Origin of the sequence: Roseovarius dicentrarchi, assembly GCF_003316635.1 — a bacterium.
Taxonomy (GTDB): Bacteria; Pseudomonadota; Alphaproteobacteria; order Rhodobacterales; family Rhodobacteraceae; genus Roseovarius; species Roseovarius dicentrarchi.
Genome location: NZ_QNQP01000023.1, coordinates 22,013 through 43,412 on the forward strand (window position 1 = coordinate 22,013; position 21,400 = coordinate 43,412).

General features: G+C 62.4%; 21 protein-coding genes. 5 read left to right on the forward strand and 16 right to left on the reverse strand.

All coding sequences use genetic code 11. The features are described from left to right. Positions 1–8: 8 nt before the first annotated feature. On the reverse strand, positions 9–2,048 hold the full coding sequence (locus DQ230_RS14180; RefSeq protein ID WP_238987543.1) for a ComEC/Rec2 family competence protein: 2,040 nt from the start codon (positions 2,046–2,048) through the stop codon (positions 9–11). Positions 2,049–2,124: 76 nt separating this feature from the next. Here DQ230_RS14180 and gltX point away from each other — a divergent pair, with 76 nt between their 5' ends. Continuing rightward, complete coding sequence (gene gltX / locus DQ230_RS14185; protein WP_113913270.1) at positions 2,125–3,534, forward strand: glutamate--tRNA ligase; 1,410 nt, start codon at positions 2,125–2,127, stop codon at positions 3,532–3,534. Positions 3,535–3,609: 75 nt separating this feature from the next. Then, positions 3,610–4,905: a citrate synthase gene (gene gltA / locus DQ230_RS14190; protein WP_113913271.1), complete on the forward strand. Its 1,296-nt coding sequence runs from the start codon at positions 3,610–3,612 to the stop codon at positions 4,903–4,905. Between the two features lie 80 nt (positions 4,906–4,985). Here gltA and DQ230_RS14195 read toward each other — a convergent pair whose 3' ends face one another. From DQ230_RS14195 to DQ230_RS14230, 8 genes are all read right to left on the reverse strand, one after another. Then, on the reverse strand, positions 4,986–5,765 hold the full coding sequence (locus tag DQ230_RS14195) for an enoyl-CoA hydratase-related protein (RefSeq protein WP_113913272.1): 780 nt from the start codon (positions 5,763–5,765) through the stop codon (positions 4,986–4,988). 7 nt (positions 5,766–5,772) lie between these two features. Further along, complete coding sequence (locus DQ230_RS14200) at positions 5,773–6,222, reverse strand: cytochrome c-type biogenesis protein (protein ID WP_113913273.1); 450 nt, start codon at positions 6,220–6,222, stop codon at positions 5,773–5,775. Next, positions 6,219–8,195, reverse strand: a complete 1,977-nt coding sequence (locus tag DQ230_RS14205; protein ID WP_113913298.1) for a heme lyase CcmF/NrfE family subunit — start codon at positions 8,193–8,195, stop codon at positions 6,219–6,221. Before DQ230_RS14205 ends, DQ230_RS14200 begins: the two co-directional genes overlap by 4 nt. An 80-nt stretch (positions 8,196–8,275) precedes the next feature. Continuing rightward, the gene (locus tag DQ230_RS14210) at positions 8,276–8,851 is read right to left on the reverse strand and encodes a holin family protein (protein ID WP_113913274.1); all 576 of its coding nucleotides are present in this window, start codon (positions 8,849–8,851) and stop codon (positions 8,276–8,278) included. Then, on the reverse strand, positions 8,842–9,453 hold the full coding sequence (locus tag DQ230_RS14215; protein WP_113913275.1) for a holin-associated N-acetylmuramidase: 612 nt from the start codon (positions 9,451–9,453) through the stop codon (positions 8,842–8,844). Before DQ230_RS14215 ends, DQ230_RS14210 begins: the two co-directional genes overlap by 10 nt. Before the next feature lie 79 nt (positions 9,454–9,532). Next, on the reverse strand, positions 9,533–9,979 hold the full coding sequence (gene ccmE, locus DQ230_RS14220; RefSeq protein WP_113913276.1) for a cytochrome c maturation protein CcmE: 447 nt from the start codon (positions 9,977–9,979) through the stop codon (positions 9,533–9,535). A gap of 29 nt (positions 9,980–10,008) precedes the next feature. Continuing rightward, positions 10,009–11,037, reverse strand: a complete 1,029-nt coding sequence (gene argC, locus DQ230_RS14225) for an N-acetyl-gamma-glutamyl-phosphate reductase (protein WP_113913277.1) — start codon at positions 11,035–11,037, stop codon at positions 10,009–10,011. A gap of 71 nt (positions 11,038–11,108) precedes the next feature. After that, complete coding sequence (locus DQ230_RS14230) at positions 11,109–11,921, reverse strand: glutamate racemase (RefSeq protein WP_113913278.1); 813 nt, start codon at positions 11,919–11,921, stop codon at positions 11,109–11,111. A gap of 182 nt (positions 11,922–12,103) precedes the next feature. Here DQ230_RS14230 and DQ230_RS14235 point away from each other — a divergent pair, with 182 nt between their 5' ends. Continuing rightward, positions 12,104–13,009, forward strand: coding sequence for a LysR family transcriptional regulator (locus DQ230_RS14235; RefSeq protein ID WP_113913279.1), 906 nt, complete (start codon positions 12,104–12,106; stop codon positions 13,007–13,009). A 323-nt stretch (positions 13,010–13,332) separates the two neighbouring features. Here the strand turns inward: DQ230_RS14235 and DQ230_RS14240 are convergent, their stop codons facing one another. The 5 genes from DQ230_RS14240 to speB form a co-directional block, all read right to left on the reverse strand. Continuing rightward, positions 13,333–14,148 (reverse strand): DUF4167 domain-containing protein, encoded by an 816-nt coding sequence (locus DQ230_RS14240; RefSeq protein ID WP_113913280.1) that lies wholly within the window; start codon positions 14,146–14,148, stop codon positions 13,333–13,335. Positions 14,149–14,393: 245 nt separating this feature from the next. Further along, positions 14,394–15,230, reverse strand: a complete 837-nt coding sequence (prmC, locus tag DQ230_RS14245; protein WP_238987544.1) for a peptide chain release factor N(5)-glutamine methyltransferase — start codon at positions 15,228–15,230, stop codon at positions 14,394–14,396. Further along, positions 15,227–16,276 (reverse strand): peptide chain release factor 1, encoded by a 1,050-nt coding sequence (gene prfA, locus DQ230_RS14250; RefSeq protein WP_113913300.1) that lies wholly within the window; start codon positions 16,274–16,276, stop codon positions 15,227–15,229. The genes prmC and prfA overlap by 4 nt, the downstream gene beginning before the upstream one ends. 69 nt (positions 16,277–16,345) lie before the next feature. Next, positions 16,346–16,753: a DUF1499 domain-containing protein gene (locus DQ230_RS14255; RefSeq protein ID WP_113913281.1), complete on the reverse strand. Its 408-nt coding sequence runs from the start codon at positions 16,751–16,753 to the stop codon at positions 16,346–16,348. A 48-nt stretch (positions 16,754–16,801) separates the two neighbouring features. Beyond that, a complete protein-coding gene (gene speB / locus DQ230_RS14260; protein ID WP_113913282.1) occupies positions 16,802–17,773 on the reverse strand; it encodes an agmatinase in 972 nt (323 codons plus the stop codon). Positions 17,774–17,861: 88 nt separating this feature from the next. Between speB and mazG the strand changes: the two genes are divergently transcribed. After that, positions 17,862–18,689 (forward strand): nucleoside triphosphate pyrophosphohydrolase, encoded by an 828-nt coding sequence (gene mazG / locus DQ230_RS14265; protein ID WP_113913283.1) that lies wholly within the window; start codon positions 17,862–17,864, stop codon positions 18,687–18,689. A gap of 30 nt (positions 18,690–18,719) precedes the next feature. On the opposite strand, the gene DQ230_RS14270 is transcribed toward mazG, so the two are convergent. Then, positions 18,720–19,850 carry a M24 family metallopeptidase gene (locus tag DQ230_RS14270; protein ID WP_113913284.1) on the reverse strand — a complete coding sequence of 377 codons (1,131 nt, stop codon included), beginning with the start codon at positions 19,848–19,850 and terminating at the stop codon, positions 18,720–18,722. Continuing rightward, positions 19,847–20,878: a pyridoxal-phosphate dependent enzyme gene (locus DQ230_RS14275; protein ID WP_113913285.1), complete on the reverse strand. Its 1,032-nt coding sequence runs from the start codon at positions 20,876–20,878 to the stop codon at positions 19,847–19,849. The genes DQ230_RS14270 and DQ230_RS14275 overlap by 4 nt, the downstream gene beginning before the upstream one ends. A 130-nt stretch (positions 20,879–21,008) precedes the next feature. Between DQ230_RS14275 and DQ230_RS14280 the strand changes: the two genes are divergently transcribed. Beyond that, positions 21,009–21,398 (forward strand): ribbon-helix-helix domain-containing protein, encoded by a 390-nt coding sequence (locus DQ230_RS14280; RefSeq protein ID WP_113913286.1) that lies wholly within the window; start codon positions 21,009–21,011, stop codon positions 21,396–21,398. Positions 21,399–21,400: the final 2 nt, after the last annotated feature.

Genomic DNA, 21,400 nt, shown 5'->3' on the forward strand with positions numbered 1-21,400 from the left:
GATTTGGGTTATCGGGTGTTCCACAAGCGTCTGCCTGTGACGTCATGTGCCGTGACGATACTTGGAGAAGCGGATCCTCCGCTTTGGTTCTCATAAATTGCGATTGCTCCACTGAGGAACAGGGTTTTGGGGCTGATGACGATGCAGCCCTCCTCTTGCGTCATACTCTCTGGCGGCGGCGTGTTGAATATGACCCACTCCCCCGAAACGCAGCGTGTCACGCGTTCCGCTGCGCGCTTGCCACGGACGGCTGTAATGGTGATGCCTCCGGGTCCGATTAAGTCAGCGGACCATCGGCGCGCGGCTGTTTCCTGATCGGCTGCGTCACCGTCATTCTCCAACCAGTTGAGCGCCGTGAAGCCATCGCCCCGACCCGCGCTCAATGCGCGCCCCTGATCCGTCATAATGCCGACGACACCGCCTGTATCGGCGATGAGAACAGATGGGCGTTCGGCTTGGATCCAAAGGACAAGCGACGCGATCATCGGGGCCAGCCCCAGCAGGCGCAAACGCCCCTGCCACAAAATGATCATCAATGCGCCCAGCGTCAGCAGCGGAAGCACCCGGTTGCTAGGATTGACCACGGTCCCGCGTGCGCCATCCAGCGCTGCGGTCCAGCGCGCGACACCCAATATCCAGTCAAGCCCGACGCCCATGACCCACAAGCCGACCCCCTCCAATCCGATCGGCAGCAGGCAAACAGACAGAACCGCCGCAGGCATTACGAGGGCACCCATCAATGGCACGCTCAGCAAGTTGGCAATCAGACCGTAATGTGCGAATTGATTGAAATGCGCCGCGGCGAATGGGGCCGTTGCCAGCCCCGCGACCAGTGACGACACGATAACGCCTGTCACCGGCCGAAGCCATTTTGGCCCGAACGGAAGCTTTGATTTTTGCAACCAGCCAAACACGGCAATCAGCGCCGTTGTGGCCGAGAATGACATCTGGAACCCCGGTCCCAGCAATGCCTCGGGCCGAAGGCACAGAACGATCAGCGCCGCGAGCGCCACGGCCCGCAGGCTGAGCGCGCGGCGGCTGAGCATCACGGCGACCAGCATGACGGCGACCATTATGAACGCACGTTCCGTTGCAATGCTGCCGCCTGACAGAGCCAGATAAAACGCGGCCACCACAAGCGCCAGCGCGGCGGCCACCGGCTTGACCGGTGCGCGCAAGGCCAGCCAGGGCACCAGCGCCAGGCCGTAGCGGAATGCGGCGAACACAAAGGCCGTCAACAGGCCCATATGCAAGCCGGAGATCGCCAGAAGATGGGCCAGATTGGATACCCGCAGCGCGGTCAGCGTGTCCTGCCCCATGCCGGAACGGTCACCGGTCATGATCGCCGCGGCAAAGGCCCCCGCCTCGCCGGGAAGCATGGCTTGAACATGGCTCGATAGCGCCATCCGTATTCTGAACATTGGCTGCGCCTGATCCGCCGGGGCCAGCGCGACCAGTGGCACGCGGGTATATCCCACTGCGCCAAGGCCTTGAAACCATGCGTGGCGCCTGAAATCAAAACCGCCCGGCTCCACCGGGCCGGACGGGGGGGACAAATGTGCCGTCGCCCCAAGGATCAGACCGGGTGCAGGCACGGCGCCGGTAATTTTGGAATGCAGTGACAGCCGCACGCGGTCCGGCGTGCGGTCCGGCGGCACATCCCGCAAGCGTACCCTGTCCAGTGTCACGCGCACTGCATCCGATGACGACCGGTCGATGCCCACCACGCGCCCTTCGACGGGGCCGTAATAGCGCCAGCCAAGCACTGGGGCATCGACAAGATGCGCGCGCGCACCGGCAAGGCAGACGCCAAGGGCGACAAGCGCAGCGCCGACAGCAAGCGGCGCCACGGCATGGCCGAGGAAACGGGACAGGGCCAGCAGGCCGATCACCAGACCGGCAAGTGCGGCGTATAGTCCCGCTGTCGGCTCAAAACGCAGGGCGAAATAGATCGCGATTCCGGCGCCCATACACAGCGGCGCCCAGCCAAACAGATGCCCCCGTTGCAAAAGCAGCGCGCGCTCGAAGTAAGCCCAGACCGCCGCCACTTGTTTCCCCTCCGGTGGGCCGATAAACAGGTGCCATCTTAGCCCCCACATCGTTACCGAAAGGTTAATAGCCCCCATGTCCCAACAGGTCGTGACCCGTTTCGCCCCGTCGCCCACGGGTTATCTTCATATCGGCGGGGCGCGCACGGCCCTGTTCAACTGGCTGTTTGCGCGGGGCCGTGGCGGCAAATTCCTGCTGCGGATCGAAGACACCGACCGCGCCCGTTCAACCCCCGAGGCAACGCAGGCGATCCTGGACGGGATGACGTGGATGGGTCTTGACCACGATGGCGATGTCGTCAGTCAAGCGGCCCGCGCCGAGCGCCACGCCGAGGTTGCCCGGCAGATGCTGGAGGCGGGCACTGCCTACAAATGCTTTGCCACGCAGGAAGAAATTCAGAGCTTTCGCGATGCGGCCAAGGCCGAGGGGCGCTCGACCCTCTATCGCAGCCCGTGGCGTGATGCCGCAGCCGATACGCATCCCGATTTGCCCTGCGTCATTCGCATCAAGGCGCCGCGCGATGGCGCGACGGTCATCCATGACGCGGTGCAGGGGGATGTGACCATTCGCAACGATCAGCTGGATGACATGGTGCTGCTGCGATCGGACGGCACGCCCGTTTACATGCTGGCCGTGGCGGTGGACGACCATGACATGGGTGTCACCCATGTTATTCGCGGCGACGATCACCTGAACAACGCGGCCCGGCAGATGATGATCTACCGCGCCATGGGCTGGCCCCTGCCCGTCTATGCGCATATTCCACTGATCCACGGCGCCGATGGCAAGAAGCTGAGCAAGCGGCACGGCGCGCTGGGAACGCAGGAATATCGGCAGATGGGCTATCCTGCCGCTGGAATGCGCAACTATCTGGCGCGGCTGGGATGGAGCCATGGCGATGACGAATTCTTCACCGATGCGCAGGCGCAGGACTGGTTTGATCTGGACGGCATCGGTAAATCGGCAGCGCGGTTCGATTTCAAGAAGCTGGAAAACATCTGCGGACAGCATATGGCGGCGATGGACGATGCTGCGCTGCTGCATGAATTGCAGGATTTTCTGCACGTGACCGATCAGCCGACCCTGACAGGCGCGCAGGCCGCAATGATGCTGGAGGGTATGTATTGCCTGAAAGAGCGCGCGCGCACCTTCCCCGAACTTCTTGACAAGGCGCAGTTTATCCTGACCAATCGCCCTGTCGAGCCGGACGAAAAAGCGGCCGCGCAACTTGATACGGTATCCCGAGGTATGCTGAAAGAATTGACGCCGCAGCTGCAAAATGCTAGTTGGACGCGCGATAGCCTTGAAGAAGTGACAGCGCAATTCGCTGATCGCAAAGGGACCAAGTTCGGCAAGATGGCAGGCCCGCTGAGGGCCGCACTGGCGGGGCGAAGTGCGACGCCGAGTGTCTTTGATATGATGCTGGTGCTCGGACAGACCGAAACGCTGAACCGACTGGCGGATGCGGGCCAACAAAGCGATTAACCGCTTTTAAAGGTCAATGGATTATCCAGCGCGTGCTGCCCCGGTGGCACGGGGCTGCAACAAGGAGAGCGCTGCATGGCCGATGACAAGACTTCCGCAAAGCTGATTTTGAACGGCGAGGAATACGACCTTCCGATCCAGTCGCCCACATTGGGCCCCGATGTGATCGACATTCGCAAACTCTACGGACAGGCCGGCGTTTTCACATACGATCCCGGCTTTACCTCGACGGCCAGCTGCGACAGCACCATCACCTTTATCGACGGTGAAAAGGGCGAGTTGCTGCATCGCGGCTATCCGATCGAGCAGTTGGCCGAAAAATCGCATTATCTCGAAGTGTGCTATCTGCTGCTTTACGGCGAATTGCCGTCTGCGGCCCAGCTTGAAGATTTCGAAGATCGCGTGACCAAGCACACGATGCTGCACGAACAGCTTCACTTCCTGTTCCGGGGCTTTCGTCGTGACGCGCCGCCGATGGCGATCATGGTCGGCGTGGTCGGCGCGCTCAGCGCATTCTATCACGACAGCACCGATGTAAACGATCCCTGGCAGCGCGAGGTTGCGTCGGTGCGCATGATCGCGAAGATGCCGACAATCGCCGCAATGGCCTATAAATACACCATCGGCCAGCCGTTCATATATCCGCGCAACGAGCTGGATTATGCCTCCAACTTCCTGCGCATGTGCTTTGCCGTCCCGTCCGAGGATTACGAGGTCAATCCGATCCTCAGCCGCGCGATGGACCGTATTTTCACGCTGCATGCCGATCACGAGCAGAACGCCTCCACGTCCACTGTGCGTCTGGCATCGTCCTCGGGTGCAAATCCGTTTGCCTGCATCGCGGCGGGGATTGCGTGCCTTTGGGGGCCTGCCCATGGCGGCGCCAATCAGGCATGCCTTGAGATGCTGCGCGAAATCGGAACGGTGGACCGGATCCCCGAATATATCGCACGCGCCAAGGACAAGAATGATCCCTTCCGCCTGATGGGCTTTGGCCACCGCGTGTACAAAAACTTCGACCCGCGCGCGACCGTGATGAAGCAATCGGCGGACGAGGTTCTGGACCTGATGGGGATTGACGATAATCCGACGCTGCAAGTCGCCAAGGAGCTGGAGCGACAGGCGCTGGACGATCCCTACTTCGCGGAAAAGAAACTGTTCCCGAACGTCGATTTCTATTCGGGCATCATTCTTGAGGCGATGGGATTCCCAACCTCGATGTTCACAGCGATCTTTGCCGTATCGCGCACTGTTGGCTGGATTTCGCAGTGGAAGGAAATGATTGCCGATCCACAGCTGAAAATCGGACGCCCCCGCCAGCTATATGTCGGCGCGTCCTTGCGCGATTATGTCGATATCGAAAATCGCTGAGGCGACATTGCCAAAAACCAAAGGCGCATCCAGAGCGGATGCGCCTTTTTTTAACGGCGTCTGCGAATTGAAACGCGGTATCAGCGACCTTCGAATTGGGCTGTACGCTTGTCCAGAAACGCAACGACGCCCTCTTTGAAATCGCGGGTCTGACCGCAGGCACCCTGCAATCGTGCCTCCAGATCCAGCTGGATGTCGTGGCTGTTGTCCCAGCTGCTGCGGATTGCGGTTTTCAAATGGCGATAGCTTTCAGTCGGTCCGGACGCCAGATGCCCGGCGCGGGCGCGCCAGTGGGCGTCGAATTCCATATCCGGCACCGCCTCCCAAATCATACCCCAGCCAGCGGCATCACGCGCGCTGATCGGTTCGGCAAACAGCGCGGCCCCCATCGCCTTGGCTGCGCCGATCTGCCGAGGCAACCAATAGGTGCCGCCCGCATCGGGCATCAGCCCAATCCGGGTAAAGGCCTGCATGAAATACGCGCCTTCGGCCGCGATCACCACATCGGCAGACAGCGCCAGGTTCGCCCCTGCCCCTGCCGCGGCGCCGTTGACCGCAGCTATGGTGGGAATCGGACATTCCCCTATCGCGCGCAGCATCGGCAGATACTCCTCGCGCAGCACCCGCTCCAGATCCAGCGCGGCAGCGCTGCCCGCATCGCCCAGATCCTGCCCCGCGCAAAACGCCTTGCCATTGCCGGTCAGGACCAGAACCCGCGCAATGCGGCCCGCCGCATTGACAGCATCCGCAACTTCGGCGCGCATGACCGTATTCAGGGCGTTCATCTTATCCGGGCGGTTGAGCCGCAGAACGGCAATATCGTCCTCGATATCCAGCGATATTGTCGCGTAGTCTTTCATCGGTGCCTCATTGATCTAGGATGTCGCGCAGGCGCGCGGATTCGGCGTCGCTCAGCCGGGCATCTTCGGGCTGCGCGCGGCCACGCTTGCGCGCGTATCCCAGCGCGACGCCCGCGCCAATCAGCAGCATCGCAGGCCCAGCCAGCCACAGCGCCAGCGTGCTCCCGGTCGCGCGCGGCTGTAGCAGCACATACTCGCCATAACGGTCCACGATAAACTCTACCGTTTCGTCATCGGTGTCGCCCGCCGTCAGCCGGTCGCGCACCAGGATACGCAGATCGCGCGCCAGCGAGGCATTTGAATCGTCAATATTCTCGTTCTGGCACACCAGACAGCGCAACCCCTTGGAGATATCGCGCGCACGCTGTTCCAGCGCCGGATCGTCCAGCACCTCATCGGGCTGCACGGCGGCAAGCGGCGTGGCCAACAGGCACAGGATCAAAACCAGCCGTCTCATTCCGCGGGCACCCTTGCGCCGACCGCAGCCTTGCGCGCGCCTGCTGCGACGCGGTAACGCCGGTCGCTCAACGACAAGCCGCCGCCAAGTGCCATCAGCAACGCACCGCCCCAGATCCAGTTGGCCAAGGGCTTGTAATAGCTGCGCATTGCCCAGCCACCGCCATCCTGCGCATCGCCAATGACGACGTAAACATCACGCAAAAATCCGATATCAATGGCTGCCTCGGTCGTCGGCATATCGGCCACGGGATAATAGCGTTTTTCTGGCTGGAGGGTGGCGATCTGCCTGTCGCCGCGCGCAAGCGCCACATCCGCGACGGTCGCGCGGTAGTTCGGGCCGTCCTGCTGGCGCACGTCATTCAGCGTCAGCGTATAGCCCGACAGCTCGAAACTGTCGCCGGTCTGGACCACCCGGATATCTTCGGTTTGCCACGCCAGCACGCCGGCAATGCCAGCCATTGTGACGCCCAGCCCTGCATGGGCCACCGCCTTGCCCCAGTCGGCACGTGGCAACCGGCCCAGACGGCCGATCCGGCCAGACACGCCGCCCGTTCCGGTGCGCGACCACAGATCCGTCAGCGCGCCCGCCACCAGCCACGTCCCCAGCATCAGCCCGACCGGACCAAGCAAGCTGCGCCCGCCCTGCAACGTCCACGCAAGCCCCAGCACCGCCACCGCCAGCACCGCCGCCGGGATCAGCTTGCCCAAGGCGCGCCGCATCTGCCCGCGCTTCCAAGGCATCATTGCCCCGATGGGCAGGACAAGGCCCAGCAGAATCATGAAAGGCGTGAACGCCTTGTCAAAGAACGGCGCACCGACCGACAGCTTGCGGTCAAAAAACAGCTCGGAGACCAGCGGCCAGATAGTGCCCACGAATACCACGAATGCGGCAACACCCAGCAGCACGTTGTTCACCAGCAGCATCGACTCGCGACTGCTGAGCGAGAAGACACCCCGCGCCTGCATCACGTTGGCGCGTGCGGCGAACATGGTCAAACCGCCCATCATGAAAATCGCGGTGATACCCAGCAGGAACATGCCCCGCTCGGGATCATTCGCAAACGCATGAACCGATGTCAGTACGCCCGACCGCGTGATGAACGCACCGATCATCGAAAAGCCAAAGGCGATGATCGCCAGCAGGATTGTCCAGCTTTTCAGGCTTTCACGCTTTTCCACCACGATGGCCGAATGCAGCAATGCGGCGGCGATCAGCCACGGCATGAAGCTGGCGTTTTCAACCGGATCCCAGAACCAGAAACCGCCCCAGCCCAGCTCGTAATAGGCCCACCAGCTGCCCAGTGCGATGCCGATCGTCAGGAAAACCCACGCCGCCAGCGTATAGGGCCGCACCCAGCGGCCCCATGCGGCATCAACACGCCCCTCAATCAGCGCCGCAATGGCAAAGCTGAAGGTCATCGATAGGCCGACATATCCTGCGTACAGAAACGGTGGATGAAATGCGAGGCCGGGGTCCTGAAGCAGCGGGTTCAGGTCATTCCCGTCCAGCGGCGGCAGCGCCAGCCGCAAAAACGGGTTCGATGTGAAAATGATAAACGCCAGAAAGGCGACGCCGATCATCGCCTGAACCGACAGCACGCGCGCCCGCAAACTGGGCGGCAGATTGCCCCCGAACCACGCGGCACAGGCGCCAAACAGCGCGACGATCAGCACCCACAGCAGCATGGACCCTTCGTGATTGCCCCAGACGCCGGTTATCTTGTACAGCATCGGCTTGGCCGAGTGGCTGTTCAGCGTCACCAGTCGCAGCGAGAAATCCGAGACGACAAACGCATAAGTGAGCGCGGCAAACGACACGGCGATCATGATGAATTGAAGGCCTGCCGCCGTGTCGCCGACGGCCATCCACCCGCTCCAGCGCTTTTGCGCTCCGACAAGGGGGACGATGGCCTGAACGCACGCGATGGCGAAGGCAAGGATAAGGGCGAAATGGCCAAGCTCTGTAATCATGGCCGCTGTATAACCCACGCGCCGCTCCAGGACCAAGGGATTCGCGCGCGTGGGCCGGATCAGATTGTCGCGGGCGGGCCTTAGCGGTTGCGCCCCCGCCAGTCCTGTAGCGCGGGGTTTGCCTCTGGCTTGACTGCCGCCAGCGCGGCGCTCGCATCGCTTCCCGTATCGGCGGCCTTCGGGCGTGTGGGATGGGCGCGCTCCAGCGCCTCGATGCTTGCGGCAATCTGCGGCGCTTGCGCGGCGCTTTGCAGGACGGATGCCTGAAAGTTCTGGCCTTTGAACTGGTGACGCGCCCCAAAATAGAACGAAACGATCACGCCCAGTAGCCACCACAGCGGTTCGGGCACCAGCGCGATTCCCTGCATGCGCGCGGCAAACCAGACCGGATCCACCATCGCGGCAATGAACAATCCCAGCGTACCCAGCGCCATCGCCGGGCGAGGCAGCCGATTGATCCCGTCCATAAAGCGATCAAACCACCCCACGCGCGCAAGGGCAAATTCGCCCTGAAACTGGCTGAGCGCCGCGCCGCGCTCAGCGGATTGCCGGGCCGCGCCAGCCTCCGCATTTTCGCGGAACACTTCGGCCGTGCGGGCAACCACATTGCGATTGTCGCCGAAAAGCGTTGCGAAAATCTTGCCGATCAATCCCATTTTGCGACCCTCTCGACAAATTCCGCGTCGGTCATGTGATAGCGTGCGGACATGAAGGATTCGGCCCGCCGAATCCAGCCGCCTTTGCCACCCGCCTGCGTGCGCGCAAATCTACGGCTGGCCGGGCGCAGGTCCGCCAGCCGCAAGTAGTAATTGCGCCGCGCAATCGCATAGGCGTCCGCCAGATGCCCCGGCGCCGCACGCGCGGCGGCGCCCGCCGCATCGGCTGTCTGCGGGCCAATCACCCCATCGACGGTCACGTCCTGCCCCATCTGCCGCAACAGCCGTTGAAGGATTTTAACCGCGTTGGCACCCGCATTGACGTACATATCAAAAACATTCGCGTGCAGGATCGCAGGCAGACGCGCGATGTCGGGCCGCGCATAGTAATGATCGACGAAAATTCGCTCGGCGTCCCGCCGGGTCAGACGCCGCACGTCACCTGCATCTATCCGGGCGTCACCGTTCAAATCCAGACCAAGACGGCGCATTGTATGCACCGTCACGCCATATTTGGTGGCGCCGCCGGGATCATCCGGATCGTTGACAAAGCCGCCCTCGCGGGCAATGATTTCGCGCGCGATTTCGCGTATCTGGTCCATACCACCGCCTTTTCATCCATCGGCACGGGACTACCCCATGCCGTAATGAAAACTGGCCCGCTGGTGGTTAACGCAGCCCTTAACTGCCGTCCGGTGCCTGGTAAACGCCCTGTTCCTTCAGCGCATCCACCACTTCCTTGGGCATGTAGGTTTCGTCATGCTTTGCCAGAATTTCGGTCGCGCGAAATATATCGCCATCATAGCTGCCAAGGCCAACCATGCCCTGATCCTCGCCAAACAGGTCGGGCAAGACGCCGACATAGCTGACCGGGATGCTGGCGCCGCCATCGGTGACGGCAAACTGGATCTCGGCGCCCGCGCCCCGCTTGAGGCTGCCTGTCTCGACCAGGCCGCCGATGCGGAACACTTCGCCCGGCGCCGGCGGATCTGCCATGACTTCGCTGGGCGAGCGGAAAAAGTTGATGCCGTCCTGCATCGCGTAGCCGATCAGCACCGTCGACAAGACCAGCGCCACGGCAGCCACCGAAATGACCTGAACTCTGCGTTTCTTCTTGAGCGACTTCATAGCTGTGCCTTGCCTTCTTTTCTTTGATACTACGGGAAAACCGGGGCCAGCATAAGCCCTGCCGTCTCATCTTCGCCCAGCATCAGGTTGGCATTCTGAAGCGCCTGCCCGCTGGAGCCCTTGGTCAGGTTATCCAGCGCCGCGATCACGATGGCGCGTCCCGCGATCCGGTCGCCGCTGACGCCGATGTGGCAAAAATTGCTGCCGCGGATATGCCGCGTGCTGGGAACCTGCCCTAAGGGCAACACCTGCAAAAACGGCTCATCCGCATAGGCCGCATTTAACGCGTCATGTATCGCGCGCGCTTCACCCTTTACATAAACAGTGGCCAGTATGCCCCTGTTTGCAGGCAGTAAATGCGGCGTGAACTGAACCTGAACGGGCCGCCCGGCAATAGCGCTGAATTCCTGATCGAACTCCGCCAGATGGCGATGCGTGCCCCCCACACCATATGCGTGGGCGCCCTCGCTCAGCTCTGCGTGCAGCAGATTTTCCTTCAGACTGCGCCCTGCGCCGCTGACGCCGGTTTTCAGGTCAATGATGATATCGTCAAGGTCAATCAAACCGCCCGAGATCAGGGGGCGCAGCGCGTATTGCCCGGTCGCGGCGTTGCAGCCCGTCCCGGCCACCAGCCGCGCCGCGCGAATTTGCTCGCGGTAAAATTCGGTCAGGCCGTAAACCGCCTCGGACTGGCACTCCAGTGCGGCATGGGCGTTGCCATACCATTTCTCATACACCGCCGGATCCCGCAGCCGGAAATCCGCGCTAAGATCAACGATTTTCAAATCCTTCGGCAGATTTGCGATAACCTCTTGGCTGGTGGCATGGGGCAGCGCGCAAAAGCACAGGTCGATGCCCGCAAAATCAATCTGATCAATGGTGACAAGGTCCGGCAGATCCAGATGGCGCAGATGCGGGAACACCTCTGCCATGCTCTGCCCGGCCTTGGAGTTGGCACCCAGCGCGGTGATGCGCATGCTGGGATGGGTCGCAATCAGGCGAACCAACTCGGCGCCGGTATATCCCGAAGCACCCAAAATGGCGATGTTATGCATCATATCATACCTTATATCTCTGGCTGTTTAGGCCGGTTCGGTGGGCAGCGCCATGCGGCACAGGCGCGCAAGGGTCAGGCGGGCGAAAATGATACCGGCCGGCGCAAAAAGGTCGCCGCCCGGTCCGATACGCGCTTTGCGTCGCCGGACGTCAGATAGGTGACGCCGCCGCCCTTCCCGGCCATTTCGGGATGCCGTGCCAGGTAATAGGCCAGACTGTCCGCCACCAGCGACGGCTGCGAATAAACCGTCACATCCGGCCCCAGCGCCTCGGCAAAAACCTCCTGAAGCAACGGATAATGTGTGCAACCCAAAACCGCCGCTTGCGGATGGGGCAGCTTGCGGCGCAGCGCATCGACATGCCCGCGCACAAGCGCGCCCGCCAGTATCATGTCACCATCCTCGATCGCATCCACAACGCCGCCGCATGCCTGTGCTTCGACATCGACCCCGATGGCCCGAAAGGCCAGTTCGCGCTGGAACGCGCGCGACGCGACGGTGGCAGGCGTGGCGAACAACGCCACGTGGCGGATCGCCACCTCGCGCGGGGGGGAATTGTCGCCCCATTCACGTTCGGTCAGCGCCTCGATCAGTGGCACGAAAACGCCCAGCACCCTCTTGCCCTGCGGCACGCCCGCCTCTTGCATGCGGCGCAGTGCGGCCGCCGACGCGGTGTTGCACGCCATCACCACCAGATCACAGCCCTCGTCCCACAGCCGCTGCACGCCCGCTCGTGTCAGATTGTAAATATCGTCCTGCGTGCGCACCCCGTAGGGTGCGTGCGCATTGTCGCCCAGATAGACCAGCGGCTGCTCCGGCAGGCGCGCGGCGATCGCGTCAAGAACGGTCAGCCCGCCCAGGCCACTGTCGAAAATCCCTACCGGCATCTTAACGCTCTCCCTGCCTTGCGCATAATCCGGGTTTTTAAGCCGCCCGAACGCGATGTGCCAGCCCCGGCGGTGCATAGGCGTCACCAGATAATTCGCACATCGCACCAACATTCTGTGCAACCGCCACATTTATTTGATAAGACTGTATTTCAAAGGCAGCAGATTGGATCACAGCAGGCATGGATTGGGACAAACTCAGGATTTTCCATTCTGTCGCCGATGCGGGCAGCCTCACACACGCGGGCGATCTGCTGCATCTGTCGCAATCGGCCGTATCTCGGCAAGTGCGCTCGCTGGAAGAATCGCTGGATACCACCCTGTTTCACCGCCACGCGCGCGGACTGATTCTAACCGAACAGGGCGAGCTGCTGTTTGACGCCACCCGCGCCATGATGAAGCGCCTCGACACGGCAACCGCCCGCATCCGCGACAGTGAGGATGAGGTTTTCGGCGAATTGCGCGTCACCACGACCATCGGTTTCGGCACATTATGGCTGGCACCGCGTCTGGCCAAGCTCTACGAAAAATTCCCCGATCTCAAAATCGACCTCATGCTGGAAGAGCGCGTGCTGGACCTGCCCATGCGCGAGGCTGATATTGCCATTCGCATGAAAGAACCCAGTCAGGCCGACCTGATCCGCAAACGCCTGATGAGCGTGCATATGGGCCTGTTTGCCGCGCCGGAATATCTGGAACAAAGGGGAACGCCCGCCTCGGTCGAGGATCTGAGCGACCACCGCCTGATCTGCCAGAATGTGAATTCCGCGCAGGTCAGCGCCGCAAGTTATCTGGTCAAGGATCTGATGGCGAACGCTATTTCGTCTATGCTGCACGTCAATAATTATTTCGGCGTCCTTCAGGGCGTGATCCATAAACTGGGGATCGGCATCCTGCCCGACTACCTGACATTCGATTTTCCGAATCTGGTCCGCGTACTGCCAGAGGTTGAATCGGTCGAGGTGCCCGTGTTTCTGGCCTACCCCGAGGAACTGCGGCATTCTCAGCGGATTGCCGCATTCCGTGATTTCGTACAGGAAGAAATTATTGCCTACAGGAAAAACGTTAAGGATCAGAAGATTAGATGAAGTCTAACCGCGCTATGCAGTTTCTGCATAGCGGCCATGCCCCGAAACTAGCTTATTGTCCTTGATTGGTCCAAAAACAAAGACTAAATGCAGCTTTGACGGAGACGCCGCTACGGTGTTTCCTTCATACCTCCCTGTTGGACTATGGCCGAGCTTAATGCTCGGCCTTTTTTTTGCCGCAACGCGAACGGATTCGCCGCCGTTCGCGCAGGAGGATCCAACCTGACTTGAACGCACATCTTACAGTTGCTGGAAACGGAAAAGCCGGGCGCGACGTATGTCACCCCGGCTTTCATCCTGACGTGCAGTAATTTTTTGCGGCGTCACTCTGCGGCTGTGTCTGATGGCGTATCATCCGCAGGGCCGGATGCTTCGGGCTTGGACGCATCGTTTTTGGGTTTGCGCGCGCGCGGGGCGCGGGGCTTGGGCGCTGGCTTTGTGTCGCCTGCGGCGGTCTGGTCGTCCTTCTGACTATCCTGCGGGCCGGCGCCCTGTCCATCGCCGCTGTCCTGACCACCCTCTTGCGGCGCAGCGCGGCGCGGCTTGCGCGGGGCGCGCTTTGGTTTGTTTTCAGGCGTTTCGACCAAGGTGCTGCCCTGATCCTCGGACGCATCGTCGCGGGTGCTGTCGCCGGTACTGTCAGCCCGAGCTTCTTTCTCCTGACCATTTTTGCCATGGCCGGATTTATCATGGCCCGCTTTCGGCTGCGGCGTCGCAGGCGTGCGGCCAGCATCATCGTCGCGATCTTGGCCCTTGTCGCGCGGACCAGCGTCGCCGCCAGGCTGCGGTGCATTGGCCGGATCACTCTCGGCCTGCGCGCGTTCGCGGTCCCGCTCTGCCTGCCGCTCGCGATTCTCACGCTCCTGCTGGTCGCGCTTGGCGTCCATTTCCTTTTGCGCCTCGCTTAGCAGACGCAAATAATGTTCGGCATGTTGCTGGAAATTCTCGGTCGCGACACGGTCGTTGGACAGCTGCGCATCACGCGCCAGCTGATTGTATTTCTCAATGATCTGCTGCGGCGTTCCGCGCACCTTCCCCTCGGGGCCGGAACTGTCAAACACGCGATTGACAACGTTGCCGACGGTATTTGGACGGTTTCTGTTCGGCTTATTGCGCGAACGGGGTTTCGAAGATCTCATATATCTGTTGTCCAGCCTTGTTTTGAGAACCGTGTTGAACCCGATGGGCGCCCGATGCGCCTGTAAAATGGAACCGGGTGTCGGTTATGTTGGCTTGGCGTCAAGCGGGACCACCCATTAGGCCGGGTATCCACCGCGTCGACAAATCCAGTAATCATGCCCGGCGCGCCCGCACAAGGGGAAAGCACGCTGATTTCGCAATTTTCGACCCAAAAGCGCGATTTCAAGCATTATTGCGCGAAAATTCACCGATCTGCATGCGCCAGAACGACCCGGTCGCGCCCATCCAGATCCGGCAGAACCGTCACGTCGCGCAGTCCGGCAGCCGTCATCATCCCGGCGACTTGCGCGCCTTGACTGCATCCGATTTCGACCATCAGCCGCCCGTCTGGCGCTAAATGAGCCGGCGCCCCTTCGCAAATTTTGCGATAGGCGCTCAGCCCATCAAGCGTGTCCGTCAGCGCCATCTGCGGCTCATGGCACAGCTCCGGTGCCAGATCGGGCATTTCGTCGGCGGCAATATACGGCGGATTTGACACGATCAGGTCAAAGCGACCAGTCACGCCCGCAAACCAGTCATGCCTTTGAAACTCGCAGCGATCGCTCAGCGCCAGACGGCGGGCATTTTCCTCGGCAACCGCCAATGCCGCCCGGGATAAATCAGTGCCGACACCCGTCGCGTCCGGACGTTCGGCCAGTAGCGACAGCACAATCGCCCCCGAACCGGTGCCAAGATCCAGAACCCGGCCAAAAGGCGCGCCCAGCGCGGCCAGCACCAGCGCCTCGGTTTCGGGACGCGGGTCCAGAACAGCCGCCGTCACCTGAAATTCATGGTTGAAAAACCAGCGCTTGCCGATGATGTGCGACACAGGCTCGCGCGTTAGGCGGCGCGCGACCATCTGCTCGAAGGCGGCGACCACGTCAGGCGCCGCGCCCTCACCCATCTCGGCGCCCAGCCGTGCCGCGCCAAACCCGGTAGCATGGGCCAGCAGCAACCGCGCATCGCGCGCAGCGCTGTCTATTCCGGCGACCTCCAGCCGCGTCGCAGCCGCCTGTGCCAGGTCGCGCAAGGTCTGGCTCACGCGTCCATCTCGGCCAGCATCTGCGCCTGCGCATCCGCGGTCAGCGCATCAATCACCTCGTCCAGGTCGCCGGCCATCACCTGATCCAGTTTGTAAAGCGTCAGGTTGATCCGGTGGTCCGTCATCCGCCCTTGCGGGAAATTGTAAGTGCGTATGCGCTCGCTCCGGTCGCCGCTGCCGACCTGCGCCGCGCGGGTCGCACTGCGCGCGCTAACGACGCGCTGGCGCTCTGCGTCATACAGGCGTGCCTTGAGCACCTGCATAGCAATCTCGCGGTTGCGGTGCTGTGATTTCTCCGAGCTGGTCACGACAATACCGCTGGGAATATGGGTGATCCGCACGGCCGAATCGGTGGTGTTTACATGTTGCCCGCCGGCGCCGGAGCTGCGCATCGTGTCGATCCGCAGGTCATTGGCGTCAATTTTCACGTCAACATCCTCGGCCTCCGGCAGCACGGCAACTGTGGCGGCGCTGGTATGGATGCGCCCGCCGCTTTCCGTCTCGGGAACGCGCTGCACCCGGTGAACGCCGCTTTCAAATTTCAGCCGGGCAAAGACATGGGCGCCTTTGACATGCGCGACCACCTCCTTGATCCCGCCCAGTTCGGTCTGGTTCATCTCGATGATGTCCACCGACCAGCCGCGCGCCTCGGCATAGCGCTGGTACATACGCAGCAGATCCGCGGCAAACAGCGCAGCCTCGTCGCCGCCGGTACCGGGCCGGATTTCAATCATCGCCGGCCGAACATCCGCCTCGTCCTTGGGCAGCAGGCTGAGTTGCAGCGCCGCTTCGACGGCCGGAATCCGTGCCTCTAGCTCGTAAAGTTCGTCCTGCGCCAGCGCCCGCATTTCAGGATCGTCCAGCATGGCGCGCGCACCGTCAATGTCCGACAGAAGCGTTTTGTACAGGCGAATTTCATCCACCACCGGACGCAGTTCCGCGTATTCACGGCCCAGCGCGGCGATATCCCCGCCGCCGGCCGACATTTTCGCCTCGATAAACTCGAAGCGCTGCACAATCTGTTCTAATCTGTCCAATGGCACCATGGTGTCCATGTCCCTCATTCACCGAATGCGGTCAAGCCTGCGGCACATAAACTGCCAGCTTATGAACAGCTATTCCTGTGCCAGTTCCGACAGCCAATGATCCACCCGCGCCTTGTTGACGCCCATGTCGGATTTGCCATAACGCAGCCGCGCATAAAGGATCAGGTCATCCCCCCGCTGTGCGACCGTCGTATAGTCGGGAAAACCAAACAGCTTTGACCGAGTGATATACGTCACCATTCCGCTTTGCACCGATCCGGCCAGCAGGCGCGTGCGCGGCGTCTGGCGAATAATAGGGTTCAGCTCAGCCAATGCGCCCGGCACAATGCGTATGACGCCGCCATCCATATCGCGCGTCGTTACCGCCTCCGGCACATGGTGCCAGCGCGCAACATCATCCGGCGCCAGCCTGATCCACGCCAGGCCGCAGACGGCGCCGACCAGCAGCAACAGTGCAATCACCCCGGCCCAGTTCATAATCTGCCCCTTTCCGCCGCTCGCATCCGCCGATAAAATGCCCGTAATTCAGGCGGCGCCGCCACGCGCGTTCCACCCCAGCAGGCATATGATCGCTGTCGCCACATGCGCCCCGGCAATCGCCGTGGCGCCGGTCGTGTCAAACGGCGGCGACACCTCGACGATATCCCCGCCTTTCAGGTCGATCCCCGCCAGATCGCGCAGCATGATCGACGCCTGCGCCGACGTCAGACCACCCCAGACGGGTGTTCCCGTCCCCGGCGCATAGGCCGGGTCGAGCGCGTCGATGTCAAAGCTCAGATAGACAGGGGCGCCCCCTAGGATATCCTTGATCTTCTCTACAGCCGCGCTTGTTCCGCCTTCATGCACCTCGCGCGCGTCGATGATGTTCATGCCCATCGTGTCGGGCACCGTCGTGCGAATCCCCACCTGAACCGAGCGGGCCGGATCAATCAGGCCTTGCTTGATTGCCTTGTAAAACATCGTGCCATGATCAATCCGCTCATAATTATCATCCTGCCAGGTGTCGGTATGCGCATCGAAATGCAGCAGCGCCATAGGACCGTATTTATCAGCATAAGCCTTAAGAATAGGATAACTGATGTAATGATCGCCGCCCAAGACGACGCTGGCGGCACCTGCATCCAGTATCCCCTTGATATGACGTGTCAAAAGCCCTGGAAATTCGGGCACCATCGCGTAATCGAACGCCAGATCGCCGTAATCGACGATGTTCATCACCTCCATCGGATCGTATCCCCAGCCATAGGGCGCATCGGCGGTCTGAAGCGCGCTTGCCTCGCGGATCGCGCGCGGGCCCAGCCGCGTGCCGGTCCGGTTGGTCACCGCCTGATCGAAGGGAACGCCCGTCACAGCAATATCGACGCCTGCCAGATCCTTGGTATAGCGGCGGCGCAGGAATGATGTCGCCCCGCCGAACGTATTTTCAAAGCTCAGGCCGCGATTGTCCTTGCGGGTAAACGCCTCGTCTACCGTGCTGCTTGCGTCTTCCAGTCCCATCGTGCGATCCCTTTTGCGCGTGTGTGCCTGCCCTATCGTGCAGGCAAAATCGCGCCGGATGCAAGGCCGCGCCACAAGGAAGATGCCAATGACCCAAGACCTGATTCACGACCCCAATGGCGGCCTGCCGCGCCTTCTGGCCATCATGCGCGCGCTGCGCGATCCGGAAACGGGCTGCCCCTGGGACATCGAGCAGGATTTTGCGTCGATCGCGCCCTACACTATCGAGGAGGCGTATGAAGTTGCCGACGCCATCCAGCGCGCCGATTGGTCCGACCTGACCGGCGAGCTGGGCGATCTGCTGCTTCAGGTGGTGTTTCACGCACAGATTGCGCAGGATAGAAACCTGTTCGATTTCAACGATGTGGCCAATGAAATCGCCAACAAGATGGTCGCCCGACACCCGCACGTCTTTGGCAAAGAAAGCCGCGATAAAACCGCCGCACAGCAAACCCGCGACTGGGAGGCTGTCAAGGCCACCGAGCGCGCGGCGCGCGCCGAGGCGGGCACATTGGACGGCGTCGCACTGGGCCTGCCCGCGCTGCTGCGCGCGGTCAAGCTGCAAAAACGCGCCGCGCGGGTCGGGTTTGACTGGCCGAACACCGCGCAGGTTCTGGACAAACTCAACGAAGAAATCGCCGAGCTGGCCGAAGCGGCCGAAAGCGGCGATGCCGACCACACCGAGGAAGAGTTCGGCGATTTGCTGTTCGTCATGGCCAACCTCGCACGGCACATGAAAATCGACCCCGAAGCGGCCCTGCGCCGCGCCAATGCCAAGTTCACCCACCGGTTCGAGCGGATCGAAGCGCTGCTGGCCGAGGCCGGCAAAACACCCCAAGCCAGCGATCTGGCTGAAATGGACGCCCTGTGGAACCGCGCGAAGGCCGAGGAGAAAGGCAAGACGCCCGCCAAGTAGTGCCAAGAAAATTCGCGAATTTTCTGGGGGTCAAATCACCGGCAGCGCAGGACCGGCAAACCGGGTCAGCGGCTGCGCCGCGCCATGACGGATGACGATGTTCTCCTCGGCCACCATGATGGTGCCCGGTCCGGTCGTCACACCCGGCTCCAGCGTGATGACCATGCCCGGCACCAGCTCGGTGCGGTCCTGCGGAATCAGTGACAACCCTTCGGTCAGCTGCATCCCCAAGCCATGCCCCAGCCGCCCCGCGCCCTCGCCCGCGCCGGTGATTGCGGCCATCGCCGCGTGAACATCGCAGGCGCGCGCGCCGGGTCTTGCGGCGTCAAGCCCTGCGTGAATTGCCTCGGCCAGCTGGGCATGGGCCAGCGCGGCATTGCCCGACGCGGCGCCCACGGCATAGTTGCGATCAAAATCACAGAAATATCCGTCCCAGACCGCGCCCGTATCCAGCATCAGCACATCCCCGCGCGCCAGCCGGGCGTCCGAGGCGGGAGAGATGACATCGCCATAGCCATCCGGCCCCGCGCCGCCCGCGATATAGGCCACCATATCGGCGCCCTCCTCCAGCAGCAGCCGTTGAAATCCGCGGAACACCGCGCTGAGGGGCGCACCCTCGCGCGCGATTTCGCCCACCCGGTCAAAGGCGCGGCCGCCGATCGCGCAGGCTTGGGCGATCTTGGCTATCTCCGCCTCCGACTTGACCGCGCGCAAGGCCGCATTGATGCCATGATCATGGGTGAATTCCAGCCCGCTGGCCGCCTGCACCTGCGCATAGGCGGCCAGCGGCATCCGCAGGTGGCTTTCCGGTCCCGAGGGCACGCCGACCGGGCCGCCAACCTCGCGAAGTGTCGCCGCAAGCAGCGTGATGCCGTCATCGGCAGGGTCCGGCGCGGGCCAGACACGGATATCGCGGACCCAGGTCCGTGCCATCAGCGCGGCGCCGATGCTGGGGATGACCGCGATCGGCGCAGCCGACACAGGCAGCACCAGAAACCACGGCCGGCTGGGGCTTTCCCAGAACCGCGTCAGAAACCCCGTGAAATACCGTATCTCCGGCTCGGTCGTCAGCAGGAGCGCGCCAAGGCCAGCGGCATCCATCCGCGCCTGCGCCGCCGACACGCGGCCACGAAATTCGGCCAGCGCAAAGCCGCGCGTCACTCGGCCGGGCCTTCGCTGAGGATGCACAGCACGCGCGCCTCCACCGGCAGGCCCATATGGCTGAGCGCCGCCAGCCCCGCGCCGCCCGACTCGGACGCCGCCAGCCCGATTGCCGCCAATTCCGGCAGCGCCGCCGACGCCTCGTCATCGGAGATCAGCGCAAAGGCATCGGCGTCCCGCGCCAGCCCCTTCAGCGCGATCAGCGACGCATCCTTGCAATCAAGGCGGCCCATGTTGGACACCTCGCCCGCCGTGCTGACGAATTTACCCGCCTTGATGCAGGCATGCAGCGCCGGGGCCGCCTCGGGCTCCACCACGATGATCTGCGGCGCGTCGCCCCAGATTTTGCGGAAATATGCAGCGCACGCACCTGCAAGCCCACCGACCCCGGCCTGTAGCAGGATATGCGTCGGAACCTCCGGCATCTGCTCGGCAGCTTCGGCTGCCAGCACCAGATACCCCTCCATCAATCGGTGCGGCAATTCGGTATAGCCGGGCCATGAGCTGTCTGACAGCAAGGTCCAGCCATTGCTGTCTGCTGCTTGAAAAGCCGCATCCATGCTTGCCTCGTAATGACCGCCGGCGCGGACCACCTCGGCGCCGCGCGCGCGCAGCCGCTCGGCAAAGCTTTCGGGCACCGGCGCCGCCAGATAGATCACCGCGCGCGCACCAAAGAGCGCCGCCCCCGCCGCCACCGACAGCCCATGATTACCGGCGCTGGCCGTGACATAGGTGCGCCCGGTCAGACTGCGCGCGATATCCGCGGCGCCTGTCTGAACCGCCTCATGTGCAATGACATACGCCGCGCCCAGCGCCTTGAAACTGCCCAGATTCATGCGCGTGCGCTCGTCCTTGACCCAGACAGAGGGGCCGTACCCCTCGGCCACCACCAGCGGCGTTGCGGCTGCGGCCGGGCATCGCGTGAGCAGGGCGCGCGGCGCGTCCGCGTCCACGCTGGGCCATGGAATATCGGCCAGGGTCGCTTGGGGCAGGCCCTCGCCGCGCCACGGATTGTCATACACTTGCATGGTATCTCTCCCTCATCGCGGGCATTGGACGCCCCGCGCCCGCCCGCGTCAAGGCCGGGCTGTTCGTATGGCTTGACGTAGCGACGCCAGCCTGTAGCGTTATCCCCCAAACCATAAAGGGGAGACTGCCATGTGCCGCGTTTTCATCGGGGCCGATCCGAAACTGTGGGAAAGCGTCACACGGTCCTTCCGCATGGACGGCATGGTGACCAGCGTGCGGCTGGAACATATGTTCTGGAACGTGCTGGACGATATCGCCCAGCAGCAGGATCTGAACGTGCCGCAACTGCTGCATCAGCTTTATAACGAGTCGATTGACGAGGGCCATGACCTGGGCAACTTCACGTCGTTCTTGCGGGTGTGCTGCCTGCGCTTCATCGACCTTCAGCTAAGCGGCCTGATCGCCAGCAACGCGGCGCGGGATCTGGATGCGCTGCCGGTTGAGGATATCTTGAGCCGCGAACGGGCGCGCGATGCCGGACGTGGCAGCCGCCATGCCGTGAATTCCAAACAGCACTGACC

What these genes read in the sequence shown, in the direction of transcription:
- gltX (WP_113913270.1), top strand. Translation starts at nt 2,125, where the DNA reads ATGTCCCAACAGGTCGTGACCCGTTTCGCCCCGTCGCCCACGGGTTAT.
- gltA (WP_113913271.1), top strand. Translation starts at nt 3,610, where the DNA reads ATGGCCGATGACAAGACTTCCGCAAAGCTGATTTTGAACGGCGAGGAA.
- DQ230_RS14195 (WP_113913272.1), bottom strand. Translation starts at nt 5,765, where the DNA reads ATGAAAGACTACGCGACAATATCGCTGGATATCGAGGACGATATTGCC.
- DQ230_RS14200 (WP_113913273.1), bottom strand. Translation starts at nt 6,222, where the DNA reads ATGAGACGGCTGGTTTTGATCCTGTGCCTGTTGGCCACGCCGCTTGCC.
- DQ230_RS14205 (WP_113913298.1), bottom strand. Translation starts at nt 8,195, where the DNA reads ATGATTACAGAGCTTGGCCATTTCGCCCTTATCCTTGCCTTCGCCATC.
- DQ230_RS14210 (WP_113913274.1), bottom strand. Translation starts at nt 8,851, where the DNA reads ATGGGATTGATCGGCAAGATTTTCGCAACGCTTTTCGGCGACAATCGC.
- DQ230_RS14215 (WP_113913275.1), bottom strand. Translation starts at nt 9,453, where the DNA reads ATGGACCAGATACGCGAAATCGCGCGCGAAATCATTGCCCGCGAGGGC.
- ccmE (WP_113913276.1), bottom strand. Translation starts at nt 9,979, where the DNA reads ATGAAGTCGCTCAAGAAGAAACGCAGAGTTCAGGTCATTTCGGTGGCT.
- argC (WP_113913277.1), bottom strand. Translation starts at nt 11,037, where the DNA reads ATGATGCATAACATCGCCATTTTGGGTGCTTCGGGATATACCGGCGCC.
- DQ230_RS14230 (WP_113913278.1), bottom strand. Translation starts at nt 11,921, where the DNA reads ATGCCGGTAGGGATTTTCGACAGTGGCCTGGGCGGGCTGACCGTTCTT.
- DQ230_RS14235 (WP_113913279.1), top strand. Translation starts at nt 12,104, where the DNA reads ATGGATTGGGACAAACTCAGGATTTTCCATTCTGTCGCCGATGCGGGC.
- DQ230_RS14240 (WP_113913280.1), bottom strand. Translation starts at nt 14,148, where the DNA reads ATGAGATCTTCGAAACCCCGTTCGCGCAATAAGCCGAACAGAAACCGT.
- prfA (WP_113913300.1), bottom strand. Translation starts at nt 16,276, where the DNA reads ATGGTGCCATTGGACAGATTAGAACAGATTGTGCAGCGCTTCGAGTTT.
- DQ230_RS14255 (WP_113913281.1), bottom strand. Translation starts at nt 16,753, where the DNA reads ATGAACTGGGCCGGGGTGATTGCACTGTTGCTGCTGGTCGGCGCCGTC.
- speB (WP_113913282.1), bottom strand. Translation starts at nt 17,773, where the DNA reads ATGGGACTGGAAGACGCAAGCAGCACGGTAGACGAGGCGTTTACCCGC.
- mazG (WP_113913283.1), top strand. Translation starts at nt 17,862, where the DNA reads ATGACCCAAGACCTGATTCACGACCCCAATGGCGGCCTGCCGCGCCTT.
- DQ230_RS14275 (WP_113913285.1), bottom strand. Translation starts at nt 20,878, where the DNA reads ATGCAAGTGTATGACAATCCGTGGCGCGGCGAGGGCCTGCCCCAAGCG.
- DQ230_RS14280 (WP_113913286.1), top strand. Translation starts at nt 21,009, where the DNA reads ATGTGCCGCGTTTTCATCGGGGCCGATCCGAAACTGTGGGAAAGCGTC.